We start from the raw sequence: 19,691 nt of genomic DNA, 5'->3' as shown, positions 1-19,691 counted from the left end.
CCCGCATCGGGAGCCCCGCCGTGTCACCGTCCCCCGTATCGGAGGTCGGCCCCTGTGGCGCGTGACCGCGCCGGTTTCGGCCGTCCGGGCCGTACCCCTCGGGTGTGCCGCGCCGTTGCGGCGCACCTCCGGGATCCGGCCGGCGGCCGTCAGCTCAACTCGACCGCTGCGCCGGCACCGTCACCTCGGCCCGCGCGGCGGGCTCGACTCGCGGCCGTGGGGCCAGCGGCAGCGTCGCGGTCAGCACGCTGCCGTCGCGTTCCATCGCCACCGGCCGGTCCAGCCGGCGCAGCGTCCGCAGCATCGGCGTGTTCTCGGACTGCACGTGCAGCAGCACGGCGGCGTAGCCGGCCCGGTCGGCGTGGCCGACCAGGCGGCGCAGCAACGCCGAGCCGAGGCCCCGCCGCTGCCAGTCGTCGCGGACCAGCAGCGCCGCCTCGGCCTCGTCGCCCTCGCCGAGCAGGTTCGCCATCGCCACGACCGGCTCCGCCGCCCCGCCGGAGCCCGCCGTGGCGAGCAGTGTCACGCCCCGCGCCGGTTCCAGCAGCCGGCGCAGCCGGGCCGGCGACGGGTCCGCCGCACCGCTCAGGTAGCGCCGCTGCCGGCTGCGCGCCGAGCAGGCGGCGTGCAGGTCGCGTACGCCGGGGACGTCCTCGGCGGTCGCGGCCCGCACCGACACCTCACCGCCGTCCGGCAGCACCAGCGTGATCCGGTCGGCGTCCCGCCGGGCGAGCGTCGCGGCCAACTCGACCAGGGCCTGCGCGCGGGCGTACTCGGCCGGGGTGAAGCTCGGCTCCCGGCGGTGCAGCTCGTGCGCGCCGCCGGCCGGGTCGGCGAGCACCATCGTGGTGCCGCCCACCCCGCCCGGCGCGGCGGCGGGCGTCGGACGCCAGGTCACCGTGTCGGCGCCGAGCAGGGTCCGCAGCACCTCGCCGGTCGCCTCCGGGTCACGCACCAGCCGCCCGGCGAGCCCGAGCAGCCGGGTCGGCTCGTCGGCCAGCCCGCGCGCCCCGCTGCGCGCGATCCAGCAGTCCCGGCCCCGGCCCCGCTCCACGGCGGCCCGCAGCTCCGCCTCGGTCACCTGCTCGGGCGCGTCGACCAGGAAGTCGTCGACAGCGCCGGCCTCGGTGGTGTGCACCTGCACGCTGAGGATGTTGACCCCGCGCAATGCGAGGCTCGCCGTGAGCACCGACAGGTAGCCCGGCCGGTCGTCCACGGTGGCTCGGATCCGCCACAGCGCCATGGTTGTCTCCCTTCCTCGGCACCGACCATGCCGTGCGCCTGTTGCGGGCCCGTTGCCCCGGGGTGACGCGGGCCGTCCGGTCAGGTGACGGTGGTCACGGGCGGCGTGCCGACCAGGTCCAGCCGGTCGCCGAGGATCACCGCGCTGGCGCGGACGAGCTGGGCGAGCCGGTCCACCTCGGTGGAGTGGAACCCAGCGGCGGCGAGCGGCTCGCTGTGGTCCCGGGCGACCACGAGCACCAGCCCGGCCCGGCCGAACGGCGCCACCGCGTAGTGGTGCCCGTCCGGGCTGGTCATGGCGCGCGCCCGCAGCGGGGTCACCTCCGGCAGCCGCGGCGGCACCGGCGCCCGCCAGCTCGCATGTCCGATGGCGGCGACGCCGGCCTCGCCGCTGCGCGAGGCCCAGTCCAGGGGTACGACGGCGACCACCGCCCAGTCCGCGGCGAGCAGCCCCGGCACCGCGTCGACGAGCGTCGCCACCCCGTCGACCGGGTTCGCCGCCACCTGGGCGAGCAGTTCGGCGTCCTGCCCGGTGGTGGTGGGCGCGCCGATCGCCCGCCACACCCCGTCCACCCGGACGCCGGGGATCGCTGCGAGCCCGGCGAGCATCCGCTCCACCCGCGCCGCACCCGGCCAGACCACCGTGAAGTCGTCCACCGCCCGGCCGCCGAGCCGTTCCAGCACCACCACCTGCACGATGTCCGCGCCGGATACGCCGAGTGTCCGGGCCACCTGGCCGAGCGTGCCCGGACGGTCCGGCAGGGTCACCCGAACTCTCAGCAGCATGTCTGATCCCCTCCGCTCGGCGGGCCGGCCGAGCGGCCGGCAGGCTGGGGCCCAGCCTGCCGGTTGACCATTTCGCCCCTGTTGCAAGGGCATGTCCCGCCGGGAAAACCCGACCTTGACAACAAAGCTGAGCTGCCATCAACTAATCGGATGACCGATCCGGCCGCCGATGTCGCCGCGCCCTCGACCGGTCCGGCCCCCCGCGGGCTCGACCTCGACCGGCTCGCCGCCCACCTGGCCGTCCACCGGCCGGACCTGAGCGGGCCGCTGTCGGCGCGGCTGATCGCCGGCGGCAAGTCCAACCTCACCTACCTGCTGCGCGCCGGTGACCGCGAGGTGGTGCTGCGCCGGCCGCCCCTCGGGCACGTGCTGGCCACCGCGCACGACATGGCCCGCGAGCACCGGGTGATCTCGGCGCTCGCGCCGACCGGCGTACCGGTGCCGGAGGCGCTGCTGCTCTGCGCCGACGAGAGCGTCATCGGCGCGCCGTTCTACCTGATGGCGAAGGTCGACGGCGAGGTCTACCGACGGCGGGAGCAGACCGACGCGCTCACCGCCGCCCAGCGGCGCGACCTCGCCGTGGCGATGATGGACACGCTCGCCACGCTGCACCGGGTCGAGCCGGCCGAGGTGGGGCTGGCCGACTTCGGCCGCCCGGAGGGCTACCTGGCCCGGCAGGTACGCCGTTGGGCCGGCCAGCTCGACCGGTCCCGCAGCCGGCCGCTGCCCGGCATCGACGAGCTGCGCGACGCGCTGGCCGCCAGCGTGCCCGAGGGCGCGAACGCGGGCCGGATCGTGCACGGCGACTACCGGCTCGACAACCTGCTCGCCACCGTCGACCCGGTGGCGGTGCGGGCGGTGCTCGACTGGGAGATGGCCACGCTCGGCGATCCGCTGGCCGACCTCGGGCTGCTGCTGACGTACTGGGACGTGCTCGGCGACAGCGACCACGGCGAGGGCAACCCGGTCGCCGACGGCATCGGGCCGCGGGCCGGCTTCCCCACCGGCGCCGAACTGATCGAGCGGTACGCCGGGCGCAGCGACGTCGACGTCGGCCCGCTGCACTGGCACGTGGCGCTCGGCTGTTTCAAGCTCGCGGTGATCTGCGAGGGCATCCACTACCGGCACACGCTCGGGCAGACGCTGGGCGAGGGCTTCGACCGGATCGGCGACATGGTGGCGCCGCTCGTGGCACACGGGCTGCACGCGGTGAGGGAGAGCTAGATGGAGTTCGCGTACGACGACCGGACGGTCGAGCTGCGGCAGCGGCTGGAGGCGTTCCTCACCGAGTGCGTGTACCCGGCCGAGCCGGTGCACCACGAGCAGGTGGCCGCCGCCGGCGACCCGTGGGCCCGCCCGCCGGTGATGGAGGAGCTGAAGGCGCAGGCGCGGGAGCGCGGGCTGTGGAACCTGTTCCTGCCCGACGCCCGCTACGGCGCCGGGCTGACGAACCTCCAGTACGCGCCGCTGGCCGAACTGACCGGCCGCAGCCCGCACCTGGCCCCGGAGGCGCTCAACTGCGCCGCGCCGGACACCGGCAACATGGAACTGCTGGCCGAGTTCGGCTCGGAGGAGCAGCGCAAGCAGTGGCTCATGCCGCTGCTCGCCGGTGAGATCCGGTCCGCGTTCTGCATGACCGAGCCGGAGGTGGCGTCCTCGGACGCGACGAACATCGCCACCCGGATCGTCCGCGACGGCGACCACTACGTCATCAACGGCCGCAAGTGGTGGTCGTCCGGGGCGATGGACCCGCGCTGCGAGATCTTCATCGTGATGGGCAAGACCGACCCGGACGCCGACCGGCACCGCCAGCAGAGCATGATCCTGGTCCCCCGGGACACCCCCGGCGTGACGGTACGCCGCGGCATGCGGGTCTTCGGCTACAGCGACGCCCCGCACGGTGGGCACGCCGAGATCGACTTTTCCGACGTCCGGGTGCCGGTGGACAACCTCGTCGGCGAGGAGGGCACCGGGTTCGCCATCGCCCAGGCCCGGCTCGGCCCCGGCCGGATCCACCACTGCATGCGCCTGGTCGGCATGGCCGAGCGGGCCCTGGAGCTGCTCTGCCGGCGCGTGCTCGACCGGGTCGCGTTCGGCCGCCCGCTCGCCGAGCAGGGCGTGGTCCGTGAGTGGATCGCCGAATCGCGCGTCCGGATCGAGCAGGCCCGCCTGCTCGTGCTCAAGACCGCGTGGCTGATGGACACCGTCGGCAACAAGGGCGCGCACACCGAGATCCAGGCCATCAAGATCGCTACCCCGCTGATGGCTGAATGGGTGATCGACAAGGCCATCCAGGCGTACGGCGGAGCCGGGGTCAGCCAGGACACCCCGCTGGCCGAGCTGTGGGCGGCGGCCCGCACGCTCCGCCTGGCCGACGGCCCCGACGAGGTCCACCGCGCCTCGCTGGCCCGCCGCGAGCTGCGCCGCTGGTCCTGACCGGCTCCCCCGCCGGGGTGGGTCAGGCGGAGGCCCGGTGGATCAGCTCGGTGTCCAGCAGCACGTGCGGGGAGGGGACCTCCTCGCCCCGGATGCGGGAGACCAGCAGCCGGGCCATCTGCCGGCCCATCTCCTCCACCGGCTGGAACACGGTGGTCAGCGGCGGCTCGGCCTGACGCGCGATCGGGGCGTCGTCGAAGCCGATCACCGCCACGTCCTCGGGCACCCGGCGGCCGGCCTCGCGCAACGCGCGCAACGCGCCGAACGCCATCAGGTCGGAGGCGACGAACACCGCGTCCAGTTCCGGGCAGACGTCGAGCAGCCGGCGCATGGCCGCGGTGCCGCTGCCCTCGCTGAAGTCCCCGTACGCGATCAGGCCCGGATCGACCCGGCTGCCGGACGCACGCACGGCCTCCTGGTAGCCGGAGAGCCGGGCCAGGCCGGCGCCCATGTCCTGCGGGCCGGCGATGGTCGCGACCCGCCGTCGGCCCTGACGGAACAGGTGCTCGACCGCCTGCCGCGCGCCGCCGACGTTGTCCATGTCGACGAACCACGCCGGCTGCGCGTTCGGGTGCAGCATCCGCGCCGGACGGCCGCCGAGCACTGTCGGCAGGCCGCGCTCCTCCAGCAGCGTGGGCAGCGGATCGGCGTCGTGCAGCGACAGCAGGAGTACGCCGTCCACGTGCTGGTTGGTCAGGTGGTGCTCGACCCGTTCCCGCTCGATCGGCGACTGCACCATGGCCAGCCAGAGCTGCATCGGCGTCTCCACCAGCCCGGAGCTGACGCCCCGGACGATGGCCGCGAAGAACGGCTCGGTGAAGACCCGCTCCCCCGACTCGGACACGACCAGTGCGACCGAGTCGGTCCGCTGGGTGACCAGCGCACGGGCGGCACGGTTCGGCACGTACCCCAGCTCGGCGATGGCCTGCTGGACGGCGGCCCGGGCCTCCGGGCTGACCTGCGGCGAGCCGTTGACCACGCGGGAGACCGTGCCGCGCCCGACGCCGGCGCGGGCCGCGACCGCGTCGAGGGTCGGGCGCCCGAGCGAGCGGGTGCGCTGCGTTGTCATCGTTGTGCTCCTCCGACGGTCGGGCGGACCCGGCACCGATTGAGGCGTCGGCGCCGGGCCGCCCGTTACTGGCTGGCCCAGCTTATTGTGCGGGCAGTCCGTTGCGTCGGATCACGTCGGCGTACCACCTGGCGCTGGACTTCGCGATCCGGGCCTGGCTGTCGTAGTCGACATAGACCATGCCGAACCGCTTCGTGTAGCCCCAGGCCCACTCGAAGTTGTCCAGGAGCGACCAGGCGAAGTAGCCCTTGAGCGGCACACCGGCCTCGATCGCGGCGTGCGCCGCGCGCAGGTGGGCGGAGAAGTAGGCCAGCCGATCCGGGTCGTCCACCCGGCCGTCGACCAGCTCGTCGACGAACGCCGAGCCGTTCTCGGTGACGTAGAGCGGCAGGTCGGTGTACTCCCGGTGGACCCGCTCCAGCGTCTCCACCAGGCCCGGCGCGTCGATCTCCCAGTCCATGTCGGTCACCGGGACACCCCGGGTGACGAACCGGACGTCCTCGCTGCCCGGCCAGCAGGACGGCGCCCGCCAGTAGGGCTCCGGCTCCGCGCCCTCGACCGGCGCGGCCACCACGTGCCGGCTGTAGTAGTTGATCCCGACCATGTCCAGCGGCGTGGAGATGGTCGCCAGGTCACCGTCGCGCACGTGCCCCATGTCGGTGACCTGACGCAGGTCCGCGACGAGGTCGGCCGGGTACGACCCGCGCAGCACCGGGTCCAGGAAGAACCGGTTCGCCAGCGCGTCGATCCGCCGGGCCGCGTCGGCGTCCGCCGCCGACCCGCTCGCCGGAGTCACCGGGTACAGGTTGACGGTGATGCCGAGCTGCGCGTCCGGGCGGATCGCGCGTACCGCCTGCACGGCCAGGCCGTGACCGAGCATCAGGTGGTGCCCGGCCCGGACCGCGTCCGCACCGTCGGAGCGGCCCGGCGCGTGCACGCCGGAGCCGTAACCGAGGAACGCCGAGCACCACGGCTCGTTCAGCGTGGTGAAGTACTTCACCCGGTCACCGAGCGCCTCGGCGACCAGGTGGGCGTACTCGGCGAAGCGGGCTGCGGTGTCCCGGGCCGGCCAGCCGCCCGCGTCCTCCAGCGGCTGCGGCATGTCCCAGTGGTAGAGCGTCAGCCACGGCTCGATGCCGTGGCCGAGCAGCTCGTCGACCAGCCGGCGGTAGAAGTCCATGCCCTCCTGGTTGACCCCGCCGGTGCCGCCCGGCTGCACCCGCGGCCAGCTCACCGAGAAGCGGTACGACCGCAGGCCCAGGTCGGCCATCAGCCGCACGTCATCAGGCATCCGGTGGTAGTGGTCGCACGCCACGTCGCCGGTGTGCCCGGCCACCGTCCGGCCCTCGGTGTGGCTGAAGGTGTCCCAGATCGACGGGGTACGGCCGCCCTCCGTCGCCCCGCCCTCGATCTGGTACGCGGCGGTGGCCGCACCCCAGAGGAAGTCCGGCGGGAAGGTCAGGGCCGGACCGGCGTCGAGGAGACCGACGGCGGGCGGGCTTGCTGGGTTGCTCACGACTTGACGGCGCCTTCCATGATGCCGCCGATGATCTGGCGGCCGAACAGAACGAACACGACGAACAGGGGCAGGGTCGCGATCAACGTACCGGCGAAGATCTGCGAGTTGTCGGCGAAGTAGGCGGTGTTGAGGCTGCGCAGCGAGATCTGGACGGTCGGGTTGGACGGGTCCGCCAGCACCACGAACGGCCAGAAGAACTGGTTCCACTGCTCCATGAAGGTCAGCAGGCCCAGCACCGCGGCGGCCGGACGCAGCGCGGGCGCCACCACGTGCCAGTACACCCGCCAGGTGGAGCAGCCGTCCACCCGGGCGGCCTCGATCAACTCGTTCGGTACCGCCTGCTCTGCGTACTGGCGCATCATGAAGATGCCGAAGCCGCCGATCAGGAACGGAACGGTCACCGACGGCATGGTGTTCAGCCAGTCGAGCTTCGCCATCAGGATGTACAGCGGCAGCACGCCGAGCTGGATCGGCACCATCATCGAGGTGAGGATGATCAGCAGCAGCGCGTTCTTGCCCCGGAAGCGGAGCTTGGCGAACGCGAAGCCGGCCAGCGAGCCGAAGAACACCGTCGCGACGGTGATCGTCCCGGAGACCAGGAACGAGTTCATCAGGCCCTTGACGATGTTGGCGTCGCTGTTGGCGAGCACCCGCTCGATGTTCTCGCCGAGCTTGCCGCCGGGCAGGAACGGCGGCGGCCAGGAGTTGGCCGCGTCGTTCGTCCGGCTGGCGATCACGATCATCCAGTAGAACGGGAACAGGGACAGCAGCACGCCGAAGATCAGGCCGATCATGGTGAGCGGGCTGGCCTTCCAGAGCCGCTCGGCGCGGTGGGCGGTCTTGACCGGCGGACTCTGCCGGGTGGGCGGGCGGACGGCGGTGGTCGTCATCTCGTCACCTCACTTGTCGGAGCTGATGCGGCGGGCGAGCAGGTAGTTGATCGCCGACATCAACGCGATGAGCACGAAGAGCACGAGCGCGACCGCCCCGGCGTAGCCCCACCGGAAGCGCTGGTTCATCACGTCGAGCAGGTACATCGTGATGGTCTGGAACTGGCCCTCCGAACCACCGGAGAGACCGCCCGAGCCGCTGGTGAACAGCAGGGGCTCGGTGAACAGCTGGAGGCCGCCGATGGTGGAGATGATCAGCGTGAAGATGATCGTGGGGCGCAGCTGCGGGACCGTGATGGACCAGAACTGGCGCCGCCGGGAGGCGCCGTCCAGCGCCGCGGCCTCGTACATGTCCTTGCTGATCGACTGCATGGCGGCCAGGTAGATCAGCGCGTTGTAGCCGACCCAGCGCCAGTCGACCATGGTGGAGATGGCGAACCAGGACGCGAAGCGATTCGCCCGCCAGTCGATCGGGTCCAGGCCGACGCTGTCGAGCAGCCAGTTGACCAGGCCGAAGTCCTTCGCGTAGATCATCGAGAAGATCAGCGCGACCACAGCGGTCGAGGTGATGATCGGCATCGCGATGGCCATCCGGAAGAACGTCTGCGCGCGCAGCTTCCGGTTCAGCGCATTGGCGAGCATCAGCGCCAGCAGCAGCTGGGGCACCGTGGAGAGCAGGAACATGCCGAACGTGTTGACCACCGCGTTCCAGAACTGCGGGTCCTCGGTGATCAGTTCGACGAAGTTGTCCATCCCGACGAACGAGATCGTCGAGTTCAGCGGCGACCGGTCGGTCAGCGCGATCCAGACCGTGTACGCGATCGGGTACACGCCGAACACGGCGAAGATCACGAAGAACGGCAGGACGTACAGGTACGGCGAGTACTTCAGGTCCAGGCGCGTCAGTGAGGCGGCACGGCGGCGCGAGTGACGGGCGGCGCGCGGCGGGCCGGGTTCGGGCGGCGCCGCGGCGTGCAGGTCGAGGCTCATGGGGAGTCCTTCTCCTCGGCCGGCGTCACCCGCCACACGGGCGACGCCGGACTCTGCGGGCACCGCGGGTGGCGCCGGCAGCCGGGCTGCCGACGCCACCCGCGGGCGGCTCAACCGGTTACTTACCGGCGGCCGCACCGTTCTTGAGGGCCGTCTGCCACTGCTCGCCGGCCGACTTGCCCTGCTCCACGGCGCGCAGGCTGTTCTCCACCGCGGTGCGGACCGCGTTGTTCTTCGGGCCGAGGTAGACCGGCTTCAGGTCGGTGGCACCGGCGGCGAAGATCTTGCCGACCGGGGCCTTGCTGAAGTAGTCGTTGGTCGAGTCGGCCACGGCCGGGTCGGTGAGCGCCTGCGGGTTCGAGGGCAGGTTGCCGACCGCCTTGTACGCGCCGATCTGACCCTTGGCGCTGGTCAGGAACTTGGCCAGCTCCGCGGCCTCCTTCTGGTGCTTGCTCGACTTCGGCACGCCGAGGAAGGAGCCGCCCCAGTTGCCACCGGCGCCCGGCGCCTTGGCGATGTCCCACTTGCCGGCCGCCGCGTCACCGGCCTGGCCCTTGATGACACCGGTCATCCAGGCGGGGCAGGCGATGGTGGCGAAGGTGCCGTTCTTGAAGCCGGCGTTCCACTCGTTGGAGAACGACTGGAGGTTGTTGGACAGCCCGGCGGCGATCATCTTGGTGGTGAGGTCGTACGCCGTCTTCACGTCCGGGTTCTGGTCGATGACCATCTTGTTGCTCTTGTCGTAGTACGTGTAGCCGGTGCCCTGGCCCGCGACCTGCATCAGCACCACGTTGTAGAAGTTGGTCGCCGAGTCGACGAACTTGTGCTTCTTGTCGGCGGCGGCGAACTTCTGGCCGGTGGCGATGAACTCGTCCCAGGTCGGCCAGAGCGCGCCGACCTGCTCGCGGTCGGTGGGCAGCCCGGCGGCCTTGAACAGGTCGCTGCGGTAGCACAGCGCCATCGAGCCGACGTCGGTGCCGAGGCCCAACACCTTGCCGTCGGGGGTGGTGCCCTGCTCCCACTTCCACGGCAGGAAGTTGCCCTTGAGGTCGTTCGCGCCGTGGTCGGCGAGGTTCACGAACTTGTCGGCCTGGGCGTAGAACTGAACGATCGTGCCCTCTTCCAGGGCCACCACGTCGCCGGCGCCCGAGCCCGCGGTGATCTGCTGCGTGAGGCGGGTGTTGTAGTCACCGAGGCCGAGGCCCTTGCCCCGCTCCTGGATCTTGACGTTCGGGTGCTCCGCCTCGTACTGCTTGTACAGCTCTTCGTAGCCGAAGCCCTGGTCGCCGAAGACATCGACGACCAGCGTGACCGGGCCGCCGCCGCTGCCGCTGTCGCCGCTGTCCGAGTCGTCGCCGCAGGCGGCGGTGGTGCCGAGCACGACGACGGACGCGAGCGCGATGGCCGCGAAGCGCCGACGACGGATTGGGACGCTCATCCGAGACCCCTCTTTCGGTGGTGAGGCGATATCTGCTGTGTGGTGGGGGGTGCGTGTCGCGCGGGCCGGAGCGGGCAGGAGGGAGATCCGCACCACTCTCGGGAGCGCTCCCATGAGGTTGCCGGGAGGTGACAGGGGTGTCAATAGACCGTTGGGAGCGTTCCCATTTCGTTACCGCGTCGGCGGTGCGGAGGTGGCTCGGGGTTCAGGTCAGCAGCAGCGGCGCAGCAGGACGGTGGCGCGGTCGGGGTCGAACGCGGCCGGTTCGAAAGCCGGGCCGGCCCACTCGCGCATGGTCACGTGTTCCGGGTGCGCCGGGTCGGCGAGCGCGGCCAGCAGGACCGCGTATCCGCCCGGGCCGCCCACGTCCTCCGGCGGGCAGGCCCGCTCCCCGTCCAGGCAGAGCGGGTAGCGCTCGTCCGGGTCGGCGGCGCAGCAGTCCTCCACCACCAGGTCGTGCTCCCACCAGTCACCGAAGTCGTACGTGTAGCGGAAGCGATCGCCCTTGCCCACCAGCGCGTCCAGCCGGACGTCCAGCTCGTCGCGCAGCGACAGTTCGCCGTCCGGGTCGGGCTCGCCGTACTGCCGGCCGTCGACGTCGAACGAGTGCAGGTGGCAGTCGCGCCAGCCCATCGCGTGCTGGATCACCCGGTGCAGCCGGTCCAGCGTGTAGCCGCCGGGCACCAGCACCCGCCGCCACACCGGCGGCCGGACGCCGGCCAGCGACACCATGAGCTGGAAGATCTGACGCGACACGACGTCCCGTCCTTCCTGGGCATAGGCTGCCTGCATGATCTGCCGAGCCTGCCGGGAACGGCGGCACGACGACTGTCCTGGCCGGAAGTGGTGCGACTGCCAGCACCGTACCCCCGAACCCACCCCGCCGGTCACCGGTCCGGCCGGCGAATGACCGTCGGAACCCCGATCGAACGGATCTGGCCCGCACCCGTCACCGGTGCGCTCACCGATCCGCAGCTCACCGCGCTCTACGGCCGCGCGGCCCGCCCGCACCTGCGGGTCAACTTCGTCGCCAGCGCCGACGGCGCGGTCACTCTGGACGGATACTCGGCCGGGCTGTCCGGCGAGCCGGACAAGCGGGTCTTCGGCCTGCTGCGGATGCTCTGCGACGGCCTCGTGGTGGCCGCCGGCACGCTGCGGCACGAGGGCTACCGGGCGGTCCGGCTGAGCCCGGAACGCCGGGCCTGGCGGCGCCAGCACGGGCTGGCCGAGTTCCCGACGCTGGTGGTCGTCTCCGGCTCGCTCGACCTCGACCCGGCGCAGGCCGCCTTCGCCGACGCCCCGGTCCGGCCGATCGTGCTCACCCAACCCGGCGCCGAACCGCCGCCCGGGCTGACCGACGTGGCAGACGTGGTCCGCTGCGGCACCGGCCACGCCGACGCGCCCGGGCGGGTCGATCTCGCCGCCGGGCTGGCCGAGCTGCGGCGGCGCGGGCTGGACCAACTGCTCTGCGAGGGCGGCCCGCACCTGTTCGGCGCGCTCACGGCGGCCGACCTGGTCGACGAACTGTGCCTGACCGTGGCGCCGCTGCTCGCCGGCGCCGGTCCGGGCCGGATCACCGCCGGGGACACCAGCATCCCGCGTCACTTGCCGCTGCGGCACGTGCTGGCCGCCGGCGACGGCGTGCTGATGCTGCGCTACGCCCGCGACGCCGCCGAGACCCCGCCCGCCGGTTCCGCCCCCGCCGCCTGACCCGCACGCGGCACGCGCCACGCGAGATCTTGGTAGCAAACGGCCCCTATAAGGGCCCTTTCGTACCAAGATCTTCGCGTCGTCCTGACACGCGGGACGCCACTCCTGCTGCTCGGGACGGCACGTACCGGCGTCGCCGGATCGTGGACGGGCAGGCGACGAGTGGAACGACACGTCCGGCGGGCGGCGGGCGAACGTGGAGGAAACGCACGCATCGTGGTCGGGCGGATTCGGGGGGCTACCGTTCGGCGCACGGGTGGCGTGGCGTCCGCCGCGTCGCGTGGCAACCTGTCGCATCCCTCGGGCAGGATGCACGACGTGCACCGCCAACGGTACGACCAGCCGACCGGAGACCGCCGATGACCGACGATCAGCTCGACGGGCCCGGCGAGGGTGTCGGCCGGGTGCTCGGCACCGCCGACGCCACCCCGCTCACCTTCTGGACCGCCGTCGCGCCGGGCAGCTACCTGCAACTCGACGACGTGGTGGTGACCCGCCGCGACCTGCCCGACCGTGAGCCGGTGACGATCGCCGGGGTGGTGACCCAGGTGCGCGCCCGGCACGAGGGGGCGCAGTTCGACTCCGACGTCTTCGCCATCGCCGACGGCACGCTGCCGGCGCAGGTGCAGGAGGCGGCCGAGGTGACCACCACGCGGGTCGACCCGGAGTTCTACGTGCCGCCGACGCCGGGCGCGGTGGTGCACCGGGCGGAGGGTGACGCGCGGGCGCGGGCGCTGCACTTCGACCGGATGGAGCGGCGGATCCCGATGGGGATGGGCCGCGACGGCGTGCCGGTCTACCTCAACGCCGACTTCCTCGACGGCACCCGGGGCGCGCACGTGTCGATCTCCGGCATCTCCGGTGTCGCCACCAAGACGAGCTTCGCCACGTTCCTGCTCTACTCGGTGTTCCGCTCCGGTGTGCTGGGCGGCGACGCCGTGAACGCCAAGGCGCTGATCTTCAACGTGAAGGGCGAGGACCTGCTCTTCCTCGACCACCCGAACAGCCGGCTCGACGACCCGACCCGGGCGGCGTACGCGAAACTGGGCCTTGATGCCGGCGCGTTCCCGGACGTGCGGGTGTACGCCCCGCCGCGGGTCGGCGACTCCTCCGGCACGCCGGATGTGAGCAGCCGGCTCACCGGGGTGGACAGCTTCTACTGGACGCTGTCCGAGTTCTGCGCCGACCGCCTGCTGCCGTACGTGTTCGCCGACGCGGACGACGAGCGCCAGCAGTACACGATGGTGGTCCACTCGGTGGCCGCGCACCTGGCCCGCTACGCCCAGCCGGCCGACGGCGGGGTGAGCATCGACGGGGTGCGGCTCGGCTCGTACGCGGATCTGGTCGACCACGTGGTCGAGCAGCTCAACGACGACGAGACGCGCGGCGAGTGGGCCGGCAGCGCGGTCGGGCTGGGCACTGTGAACGCGTTCGCCCGGCGGCTGATCGGCAGCAAGAAGGACCTGGGCCGGCTGATCCGGGGTGACCTGGCGACCCGCCGGCCGCACTCGATCAACACCGCGGAGAGCGCCCAGGTCACCGTGGTCGACCTGCACAACCTGCCGGATCGCGCACAGCGGTTCGTGGTCGGTGTGACGCTCAAGAGCGAGTTCGAGCGCAAGGAGAAGGCCGGCACCGCCAAGCCGCTGCTGTTCGTCGTGCTCGACGAGCTGAACAAGTACGCGCCGCGGGAGGGCTCGTCGCCGATCAAGGAGGTGCTGCTCGACATCGCCGAGCGGGGCCGCTCGCTGGGCGTGATCCTGGTCGGCGCGCAGCAGACCGCGAGCGAGGTGGAACGGCGGATCGTCACCAACTCGGCGATCCGGGTGGTGGGCCGGCTCGACCCGGCCGAGGCGTCCCGCCCGGAGTACGGCTTCCTGCCGCCCGCCCAGCGGCAGCGGGCGCTGCTGGCCAAGCCGGGCACGATGTTCGTCAACCAGCCGGACATCCCGGTGCCGCTCTGCCTGGAGTTCCCGTTCCCGGCGTGGGCCACCCGGGTCTCGGAGGCGGGCCGTGCGCCCTCGGAGACGCTACGGTCGATCACGCAGGCCGCCGATCCGTTCGCGGTGGTCGGCTCCGGCTCCTCCGACGACGACATCCCGTTCTAGGCGGCACCCAGATGAAGATCCTGCACACCTCCGACTGGCACGTCGGCAAGGTCCTCAAGGGGCAGTCCCGGGCGGAGGAGCACAAGCAGGTCCTCGCCCAGGTCATCGACATCGCCCAGCGCGAACGGCCCGACCTGGTGATCGTCGCCGGTGACCTGTACGACACCGCCGCGCCGACCCCGGAGGCGACCCGCCTGGTCACCCGGGCGCTCACCGCGCTGCGGCGTACCGGCGCCGACGTGGTGGCGATCGGCGGCAACCACGACAACGGCGCGGCGCTGGACGCGCTGCGCCCGTGGGCCGAGGCGGCCGGGATCACGCTGCGCGGCAGCGTCCGGGAGAACCCGGACGAGCACGTCGTCGACGGGGTCACCGCCGGCGGGGAGCGCTGGCGGGTCGCCGCGCTGCCGTTCCTGTCCCAGCGGTACGCGGTGCGCGCGGTGGAGATGTACACGCTCACCCCGGCCGAGGCCAACCAGACGTACGCCGATCACCTGGGCCGGGTGCTGGACCGCCTCGCCGAGGGCTTCACCGAGCCGGACCGCGTGCACCTGGTCACCGCGCATCTCACAGTGGTCGGCGCGAGCACCGGCGGCGGCGAGCGGGACGCGCACACGGTGCTCGGATACGCGGTTCCGGCCACGGTCTTCCCCGGCAACGCGCACTACGTGGCGCTGGGTCACCTGCACCGTTCGCAGCGGGTCATCGGCCCGTGCCCGATCCGCTACAGCGGCAGCCCGCTCGCCGTCGACTTCGGCGAGCAGGAGAACGTCAGCTCGGTGACGATCGTGGAGGTGACCGCCACCACCGCCGCCCGGATCCGCGAGGTGCCGGTGCCGGGCGCGGTGCCGCTGCGTACGGTACGCGGCACGCTCGCGCAGCTCGCCGAGATCGAGGCGCCGGAGGGCTGGCTGCGCGTCTACGTCCGGGAGCAGCCCCGGGCCGGGTTGCGCGAGGAGGTGCAGGAGCTGCTGCCCCGGGCGCTGGAGATCCGGATCGACCCGGAGCTGGTGCCCGCGCCGGGCAGCGGGACACGGACGGCTCAGCGGGCCGGCCGGTCGCCGGGCGAGTTGTTCGGCGACTACCTGGACAGCCGCGGGCACGCCGACGAGGGTGTCCGGGAGCTCTTCGACGAGCTGCTCGAGGAGGTGGAGCACTGATGCGGCCGATGCGACTGGACATGGCCGGGTTCACGGTGTTCCGCGACGAGACGACTGTCGACTTCACCGACGCGGACTTCTTCGCGCTGGTCGGGCCGACCGGTTCGGGCAAGTCGACGGTGCTCGACGCGATCTGCTTCGCGCTCTACGGCACGGTGCCGCGCTGGGGCGGCGCCCGGGGGCTGGCGAACGCGCTGGCGCCGTCGGCCACCGAGGCGCGGGTCCGGCTGGTCTTCGAATCCGCCGGGGACCGCTACGTGGCGACCCGGGTGGTCCGCCGCGACGGGCGGGGCACGGTGAAGACGGCCAACGCCGGTCTGCAGCTCATGCCGCCGGGGTTCGACGTCACCAAGCTCGACACCGGGCTCAGCCCGGAGGATCTGGGCGAGGTGGTGGCGGGCACCCCGGCCGAGATGGAGCAGGCGGTGCTGGACGCGGTGGGGCTGCCGTACGAGCAGTTCACCTCGTGCGTGGTGCTGCCGCAGGGCCAGTTCGCCGACTTCCTGCACGCCAAGCCGGCCACCCGCCAGCAGATCCTGGTGAACCTGCTCGGGCTGGGCGTCTACGAGTCGGTGCAGAAGAAGGCGGTCGAGCGGGCCGGGCAGGCCGAGGCGAAGCTGGAGACGGTCGACAAGATGCTCGGCGGGCTCGCCGACGTCGACGACGAGAGTCTGACCGCCGCCCGGGAGCGGGTGGACGCGATGCGGGAACTGGCCGCGGCGGTCGCTGCCGCCGTACCCGAATGGGAGCGGGCCCGTGCGACGGCGGGTGAGCGGGCCGCGGCGCTGGCCGCCCTCGACGCCGAGCTGGGTGTGCTGGCCGGGGTGCGGGCGCCGGACGGCACGGCCGAGCTGGCGCGGGCGGTGGCGGCGGCCCGGGTGGCCGCGGACGAGGCGGCGGCCGCGGTCGGGCTGGCCGAGGAGCGTGAGGAGAAGCTGCGCGGGGAGCTGGCCGCCGCCGGTGACGAGAGCGCGCTGCGGTTGCACCTGAAGGCGTACGCGGACCGGGACCGGCTGACCGCGGAGGCGGCGACTGTGCGCGCGGCGGTGGACGCGGCGCGGACCGAGCACGACGCGGCGGTCGCGGCGCTGGCGGCGGCGCGGGCGGACGCGCAGCGGGCCGAGACGGAGCTGGAGTCGGCGTTCCGCGCGCACGAGGACGCGAAGGCCGCCGACCAGGCGGTCGCGCTACGGGCGCACCTGGTCGGCGGCGCGCCGTGCCCGGTGTGCGAGCAGACGGTCACCACGGTGCCGGCGGTGCCGAAGGGTTCGGCGGTGAGCCGGGCGATCGAGGCGGGCAAGGCGGCGCGGGCGGCGAGCGAGGCGGCCAAGCGGGTCGTGCAGGAACGCGACACCGCCGCGCGTGACTCCGACCGGGTACTGCTGCGCGCGCGTACCCAGCACGACCAGCTCGGCGCGCGCCTGGCCGAGCTGGACGAGCAGCTCGCGGACGCGCCGGCGCCGGAGCGGCTGCGCGAGTCGCTGGCCGAGCACGCGCGGCTGCGGACCGCGCTGGAGGAGGCGGCCGGCGCGGTGCGGGCCGGCCGGGAGGCGGCCCGGCGGGCGCGGGGCTCGCTCGACGCCGCGCAGGAGCGGCTGCGCCGGGCCTGGCGTGACTTCGACGCGGTACGCGACGGGCTGGCCCGCTTCGGGCCACCGGCCGCCGACCGGGACGACGTGGCGGCGGCGTGGACGGCGCTGGCCGGCTGGGCGAGCGAGCAGGCGCGGGCGCGGCGCGCGGACCGCGACGGGCTGGCCGACTCGGTGGAGGCGGCGCAGCGGGCCGCGGCCGAGGTCGCCGGCGGGATCGCCGCGTTGTTCACCGCCGCCGGGCTGGACGCGCCGCAGGACGCGCCGCGCGACGTGGCGGTGGCGGTGGAGCGGGCCGAGGCGGAGTTGCGCCGGCTCGACGAGCGCCGCGAGCAGGCCGCCGAGCTGCGGGAACAGCGGGCCGGGCACGAGCACGAGGCGCGGGTGGCGCGGGCGCTCGCCTCGCACCTGCGGGCGAACAACTTCGAGCGCTGGCTGCTCACCGAGGCGCTGGACCTGCTCGTCGACGGCGCGTCGGGGATTCTGCGGGAGCTGTCCGGCGGGCAGTACGACCTGGTGCACGACAAGGGTGAGTTCTTCGTGGTCGACCACCACGACGCGGGGCTGCGGCGCGGGGTGCGGACGCTGTCCGGCGGGGAGACGTTCCAGGCGTCGCTGGCGCTCGCGCTGGCGCTGTCCGAGCAGCTCGCCGGCATGTCCACCACCGCCGCCAGCCTGGAGTCGATCGTTTTGGACGAGGGTTTCGGCACGCTCGACGCGGCGACGCTGGACACGGTCGCGGCGACGCTGGAGAACCTGGCCGCCCGGGGCGACCGGATGGTCGGCGTGGTCACCCACGTGCCGGCGCTGGCCGAGCGCATCCCGGTCCGGTTCGAGGTCCGCAAGGACGCGCGGACGGCCCGCGTGGAACGGACCGGCCTGTGACCGGCGCGTCCCGGCGGAGCGCCGCGTGACCGGGCCGTCGCCGGCGTTCTTCGTCGACGCCTGGGATCCGGCGTACGGCGCGTCGTTCGAGGCGGCCGGTGGCGCCGGGCCGGCCGCGCCGAGCAGCGCCCAGGTCGACGCCGACGTCGAGCTGCCGGCCACCGACTGGCGGGCGATCGGCCCCCGCGCGGACGTGCGGTCACCGGACGTGGTGCTGCTCGTCGACGGGGTACGCCGGATCGACGCCAGCGTCTGGACGGCCGAGGAGGACGGCGGCTCGTTCCCCGGCATCGCCGCCTCGTACGCGGCCGGTGTGGTGCGCTGCGACCTGGACCGGGGCGCCGCCGAGATGGCCGGTGCCCGGGTGGGCCGGGGACTGTTCACGGCGAGCCCGTCGGCGCAGGACGTGGTCGCCGGCTCGGTCCGGTACCCGGTGCACCGGGTGAGCGGCACCGGTGAGCTGAGCAAGCTGCCGGCGGCGGTGCAGGCGCCGCTGACCGCGCTGGAGGTGGCCGTCTCCGACGCGGTACGCACCGACGGCGACCTGCTGGTGGTGGACGGTCCGCTGCGCAGCCGGCGCAACCTGCCGCGCACGCTCGGGTACATCAAGACGCAGCACAGCCAGTACCTGGACGCCCGGCTGACGGCTGTGGTGACCGGGCTCGCGCCGGGCGAGCGGTGCCCGGTGTTCCGGCTGGGCACGGCGTGGGGCGGCTGGTCGTGGTATCTGCGGCTGCCGGTGCGCGCGGGCGCGCCGTGGGCGGGCATCGTGCGGGTGGAGTGCTCCGCCGACCTGACCGTGCCGGAGGCGATCGCGCTTGCCGACCTGTCGCTGGTGACGCTGCCCCGGTTCGCCTCCACCCCGTACAAGGATCCGCGCGCCCCGCAGAACCTGGTGCCGATCGCCGGGCTGGAACGGCGGCTGCGCGGGATGCTCGGCGATGCGCGGCTGCTGCACCGGGTGCTCACCGCCGCGGCGCGCGGGATGCGGCGCTGATGGGCCGGCGACGCGACTCCGACCGGGTGGTGGCCGACGTCGACACGGGCCGGGCCGAGCTGGTGCCGGACGCCGACCGTGCGGGCTCCTGGACGCTGCTGCTCGACGGCGCACCGCAGTCGCATGTGGACCTGACCGACCCGTCGCACCTGGAGTTCGAGTACGTCCGGCGGCTCGCCGCCGCGCTGGACCTGGTGGCGCCGGCCGGGACGCCGCTGCGGGTGCTGCACCTGGGTGGCGGCGCGCTCACACTGCCCCGCTACGTGCAGGTCACCCGGCCCGGTTCGACGCAGCGGGTGTCCGAGGTGGACGGCGCGCTGGTGGAGCTGGTCCGCCGTGAGCTGCCCTGGCCGTCGGATCCGCGCCTGAAGGTCCGGGTGGCCGACGCGCGGGCCACGCTGACGTCGAGCCGGGACGGCGCGTACGACGTGATCGTGGCCGACGTGTTCGCCGGCGCCCGTACCCCCGCGCACCTGACCTCGGTGGAGTACGCCGCCGAGGTGGCCCGGGTGCTCGCGCCCGGCGGCAGCTACCTGGCGAACGTGGCCGACGGCCCGCCGCTGCGGCACGCCCGCGCCCAGGTCGCGACGGTGCGGACCGTGCTGCCCCGGGCCTGCCTGGTGGGTGACGCGGCGGTGCTGCGCGGCCGGCGCTACGGCAACCTGGTGCTGGTGGCGTCCCGGGTGGAGCCGCCGGTGCCGGAGCTGACCCGGCGGGCGGCGGGCGACTGGTTCCCCGGCCGGGTGCTCGCCGGTGCCGAGCTGGACCGGTTCACCGGCGGCGCGGCGGTGGTGCACGACGCGGACGCCGTCGACTCCACTCCCCCACCGCCGGGAATCTTTTCCGTCAAACGTTGATCCGATCGGCTGATC

General features: G+C 73.4%; 16 protein-coding genes. 8 read left to right on the top strand and 8 right to left on the bottom strand.

Annotation, left to right across the window (positions count from 1 at the left end; genetic code table 11):
* Positions 1-154: 154 nt before the first annotated feature.
* Complete coding sequence (locus tag O7546_RS06855) at positions 155-1,243, bottom strand: GNAT family N-acetyltransferase (protein WP_194803256.1); 1,089 nt, start codon at positions 1,241-1,243, stop codon at positions 155-157.
* A gap of 80 nt (positions 1,244-1,323) precedes the next feature.
* Positions 1,324-2,028, bottom strand: coding sequence for an amino acid-binding protein (locus tag O7546_RS06850; RefSeq protein ID WP_194803257.1), 705 nt, complete (start codon positions 2,026-2,028; stop codon positions 1,324-1,326).
* A 150-nt stretch (positions 2,029-2,178) separates the two neighbouring features.
* Between O7546_RS06850 and O7546_RS06845 the strand changes: the two genes are divergently transcribed.
* Positions 2,179-3,252 carry a phosphotransferase family protein gene (locus O7546_RS06845; protein ID WP_281600610.1) on the top strand — a complete coding sequence of 358 codons (1,074 nt, stop codon included), beginning with the start codon at positions 2,179-2,181 and terminating at the stop codon, positions 3,250-3,252.
* Positions 3,253-4,464, top strand: coding sequence for an acyl-CoA dehydrogenase family protein (locus tag O7546_RS06840; protein WP_194803259.1), 1,212 nt, complete (start codon positions 3,253-3,255; stop codon positions 4,462-4,464).
* Positions 4,465-4,486: 22 nt separating this feature from the next.
* Here the strand turns inward: O7546_RS06840 and O7546_RS06835 are convergent, their stop codons facing one another.
* The 6 genes from O7546_RS06835 to O7546_RS06810 form a co-directional block, all read right to left on the bottom strand.
* A complete protein-coding gene (locus tag O7546_RS06835; RefSeq protein WP_135238999.1) occupies positions 4,487-5,533 on the bottom strand; it encodes a LacI family DNA-binding transcriptional regulator in 1,047 nt (348 codons plus the stop codon).
* A gap of 82 nt (positions 5,534-5,615) precedes the next feature.
* Positions 5,616-7,049 carry a GH1 family beta-glucosidase gene (locus O7546_RS06830; RefSeq protein WP_269696383.1) on the bottom strand — a complete coding sequence of 478 codons (1,434 nt, stop codon included), beginning with the start codon at positions 7,047-7,049 and terminating at the stop codon, positions 5,616-5,618.
* The gene (locus tag O7546_RS06825) at positions 7,046-7,846 is read right to left on the bottom strand and encodes a carbohydrate ABC transporter permease (RefSeq protein WP_030274682.1); all 801 of its coding nucleotides are present in this window, start codon (positions 7,844-7,846) and stop codon (positions 7,046-7,048) included. Before O7546_RS06825 ends, O7546_RS06830 begins: the two co-directional genes overlap by 4 nt.
* Positions 7,847-7,951: 105 nt before the next feature.
* On the bottom strand, positions 7,952-8,932 hold the full coding sequence (locus O7546_RS06820; protein ID WP_194803261.1) for a sugar ABC transporter permease: 981 nt from the start codon (positions 8,930-8,932) through the stop codon (positions 7,952-7,954).
* Positions 8,933-9,050: 118 nt separating this feature from the next.
* On the bottom strand, positions 9,051-10,370 hold the full coding sequence (locus O7546_RS06815) for an extracellular solute-binding protein (RefSeq protein WP_194803262.1): 1,320 nt from the start codon (positions 10,368-10,370) through the stop codon (positions 9,051-9,053).
* 210 nt (positions 10,371-10,580) lie between these two features.
* Positions 10,581-11,126, bottom strand: a complete 546-nt coding sequence (locus O7546_RS06810; RefSeq protein ID WP_194803263.1) for a plasmid pRiA4b ORF-3 family protein — start codon at positions 11,124-11,126, stop codon at positions 10,581-10,583.
* Between the two features lie 150 nt (positions 11,127-11,276).
* On the opposite strand from O7546_RS06810, the gene O7546_RS06805 reads away from it, so the two are divergent.
* The 6 genes from O7546_RS06805 to O7546_RS06780 all read left to right on the top strand — a co-directional run bounded on the left by O7546_RS06805 (position 11,277) and on the right by O7546_RS06780 (position 19,676).
* Positions 11,277-12,080 carry a pyrimidine reductase family protein gene (locus O7546_RS06805; RefSeq protein WP_194803264.1) on the top strand — a complete coding sequence of 268 codons (804 nt, stop codon included), beginning with the start codon at positions 11,277-11,279 and terminating at the stop codon, positions 12,078-12,080.
* A gap of 359 nt (positions 12,081-12,439) precedes the next feature.
* Complete coding sequence (locus tag O7546_RS06800; protein WP_043325613.1) at positions 12,440-14,188, top strand: ATP-binding protein; 1,749 nt, start codon at positions 12,440-12,442, stop codon at positions 14,186-14,188.
* Positions 14,189-14,199: 11 nt separating this feature from the next.
* Positions 14,200-15,348 carry an exonuclease SbcCD subunit D gene (locus O7546_RS06795; protein ID WP_269696382.1) on the top strand — a complete coding sequence of 383 codons (1,149 nt, stop codon included), beginning with the start codon at positions 14,200-14,202 and terminating at the stop codon, positions 15,346-15,348.
* A complete protein-coding gene (locus tag O7546_RS06790; protein ID WP_281600609.1) occupies positions 15,348-17,822 on the top strand; it encodes an SMC family ATPase in 2,475 nt (824 codons plus the stop codon). The genes O7546_RS06795 and O7546_RS06790 overlap by 1 nt, the downstream gene beginning before the upstream one ends.
* Before the next feature lie 25 nt (positions 17,823-17,847).
* Positions 17,848-18,819 carry a hypothetical protein gene (locus O7546_RS06785; RefSeq protein ID WP_281600608.1) on the top strand — a complete coding sequence of 324 codons (972 nt, stop codon included), beginning with the start codon at positions 17,848-17,850 and terminating at the stop codon, positions 18,817-18,819.
* A complete protein-coding gene (locus tag O7546_RS06780) occupies positions 18,819-19,676 on the top strand; it encodes a fused MFS/spermidine synthase (protein WP_194803268.1) in 858 nt (285 codons plus the stop codon). Before O7546_RS06785 ends, O7546_RS06780 begins: the two co-directional genes overlap by 1 nt.
* Positions 19,677-19,691: the final 15 nt, after the last annotated feature.

It is taken from the genome of Micromonospora sp. WMMA1976 (assembly GCF_027497335.1).
Taxonomy (GTDB): domain Bacteria; phylum Actinomycetota; class Actinomycetes; order Mycobacteriales; family Micromonosporaceae; genus Micromonospora; species Micromonospora aurantiaca.
This window is presented reverse-complemented; position numbering and strand designations above follow the sequence as displayed.

What these genes read in the sequence shown, in the direction of transcription:
- O7546_RS06820 (WP_194803261.1), bottom strand. Translation starts at nt 8,932, where the DNA reads ATGAGCCTCGACCTGCACGCCGCGGCGCCGCCCGAACCCGGCCCGCCG.
- O7546_RS06845 (WP_281600610.1), top strand. Translation starts at nt 2,179, where the DNA reads ATGACCGATCCGGCCGCCGATGTCGCCGCGCCCTCGACCGGTCCGGCC.
- O7546_RS06840 (WP_194803259.1), top strand. Translation starts at nt 3,253, where the DNA reads ATGGAGTTCGCGTACGACGACCGGACGGTCGAGCTGCGGCAGCGGCTG.
- O7546_RS06855 (WP_194803256.1), bottom strand. Translation starts at nt 1,243, where the DNA reads ATGGCGCTGTGGCGGATCCGAGCCACCGTGGACGACCGGCCGGGCTAC.
- O7546_RS06825 (WP_030274682.1), bottom strand. Translation starts at nt 7,846, where the DNA reads ATGATCGGCCTGATCTTCGGCGTGCTGCTGTCCCTGTTCCCGTTCTAC.
- O7546_RS06815 (WP_194803262.1), bottom strand. Translation starts at nt 10,370, where the DNA reads ATGAGCGTCCCAATCCGTCGTCGGCGCTTCGCGGCCATCGCGCTCGCG.
- O7546_RS06790 (WP_281600609.1), top strand. Translation starts at nt 15,348, where the DNA reads ATGCGGCCGATGCGACTGGACATGGCCGGGTTCACGGTGTTCCGCGAC.
- O7546_RS06805 (WP_194803264.1), top strand. Translation starts at nt 11,277, where the DNA reads ATGACCGTCGGAACCCCGATCGAACGGATCTGGCCCGCACCCGTCACC.
- O7546_RS06850 (WP_194803257.1), bottom strand. Translation starts at nt 2,028, where the DNA reads ATGCTGCTGAGAGTTCGGGTGACCCTGCCGGACCGTCCGGGCACGCTC.
- O7546_RS06795 (WP_269696382.1), top strand. Translation starts at nt 14,200, where the DNA reads ATGAAGATCCTGCACACCTCCGACTGGCACGTCGGCAAGGTCCTCAAG.
- O7546_RS06780 (WP_194803268.1), top strand. Translation starts at nt 18,819, where the DNA reads ATGGGCCGGCGACGCGACTCCGACCGGGTGGTGGCCGACGTCGACACG.
- O7546_RS06800 (WP_043325613.1), top strand. Translation starts at nt 12,440, where the DNA reads ATGACCGACGATCAGCTCGACGGGCCCGGCGAGGGTGTCGGCCGGGTG.
- O7546_RS06835 (WP_135238999.1), bottom strand. Translation starts at nt 5,533, where the DNA reads ATGACAACGCAGCGCACCCGCTCGCTCGGGCGCCCGACCCTCGACGCG.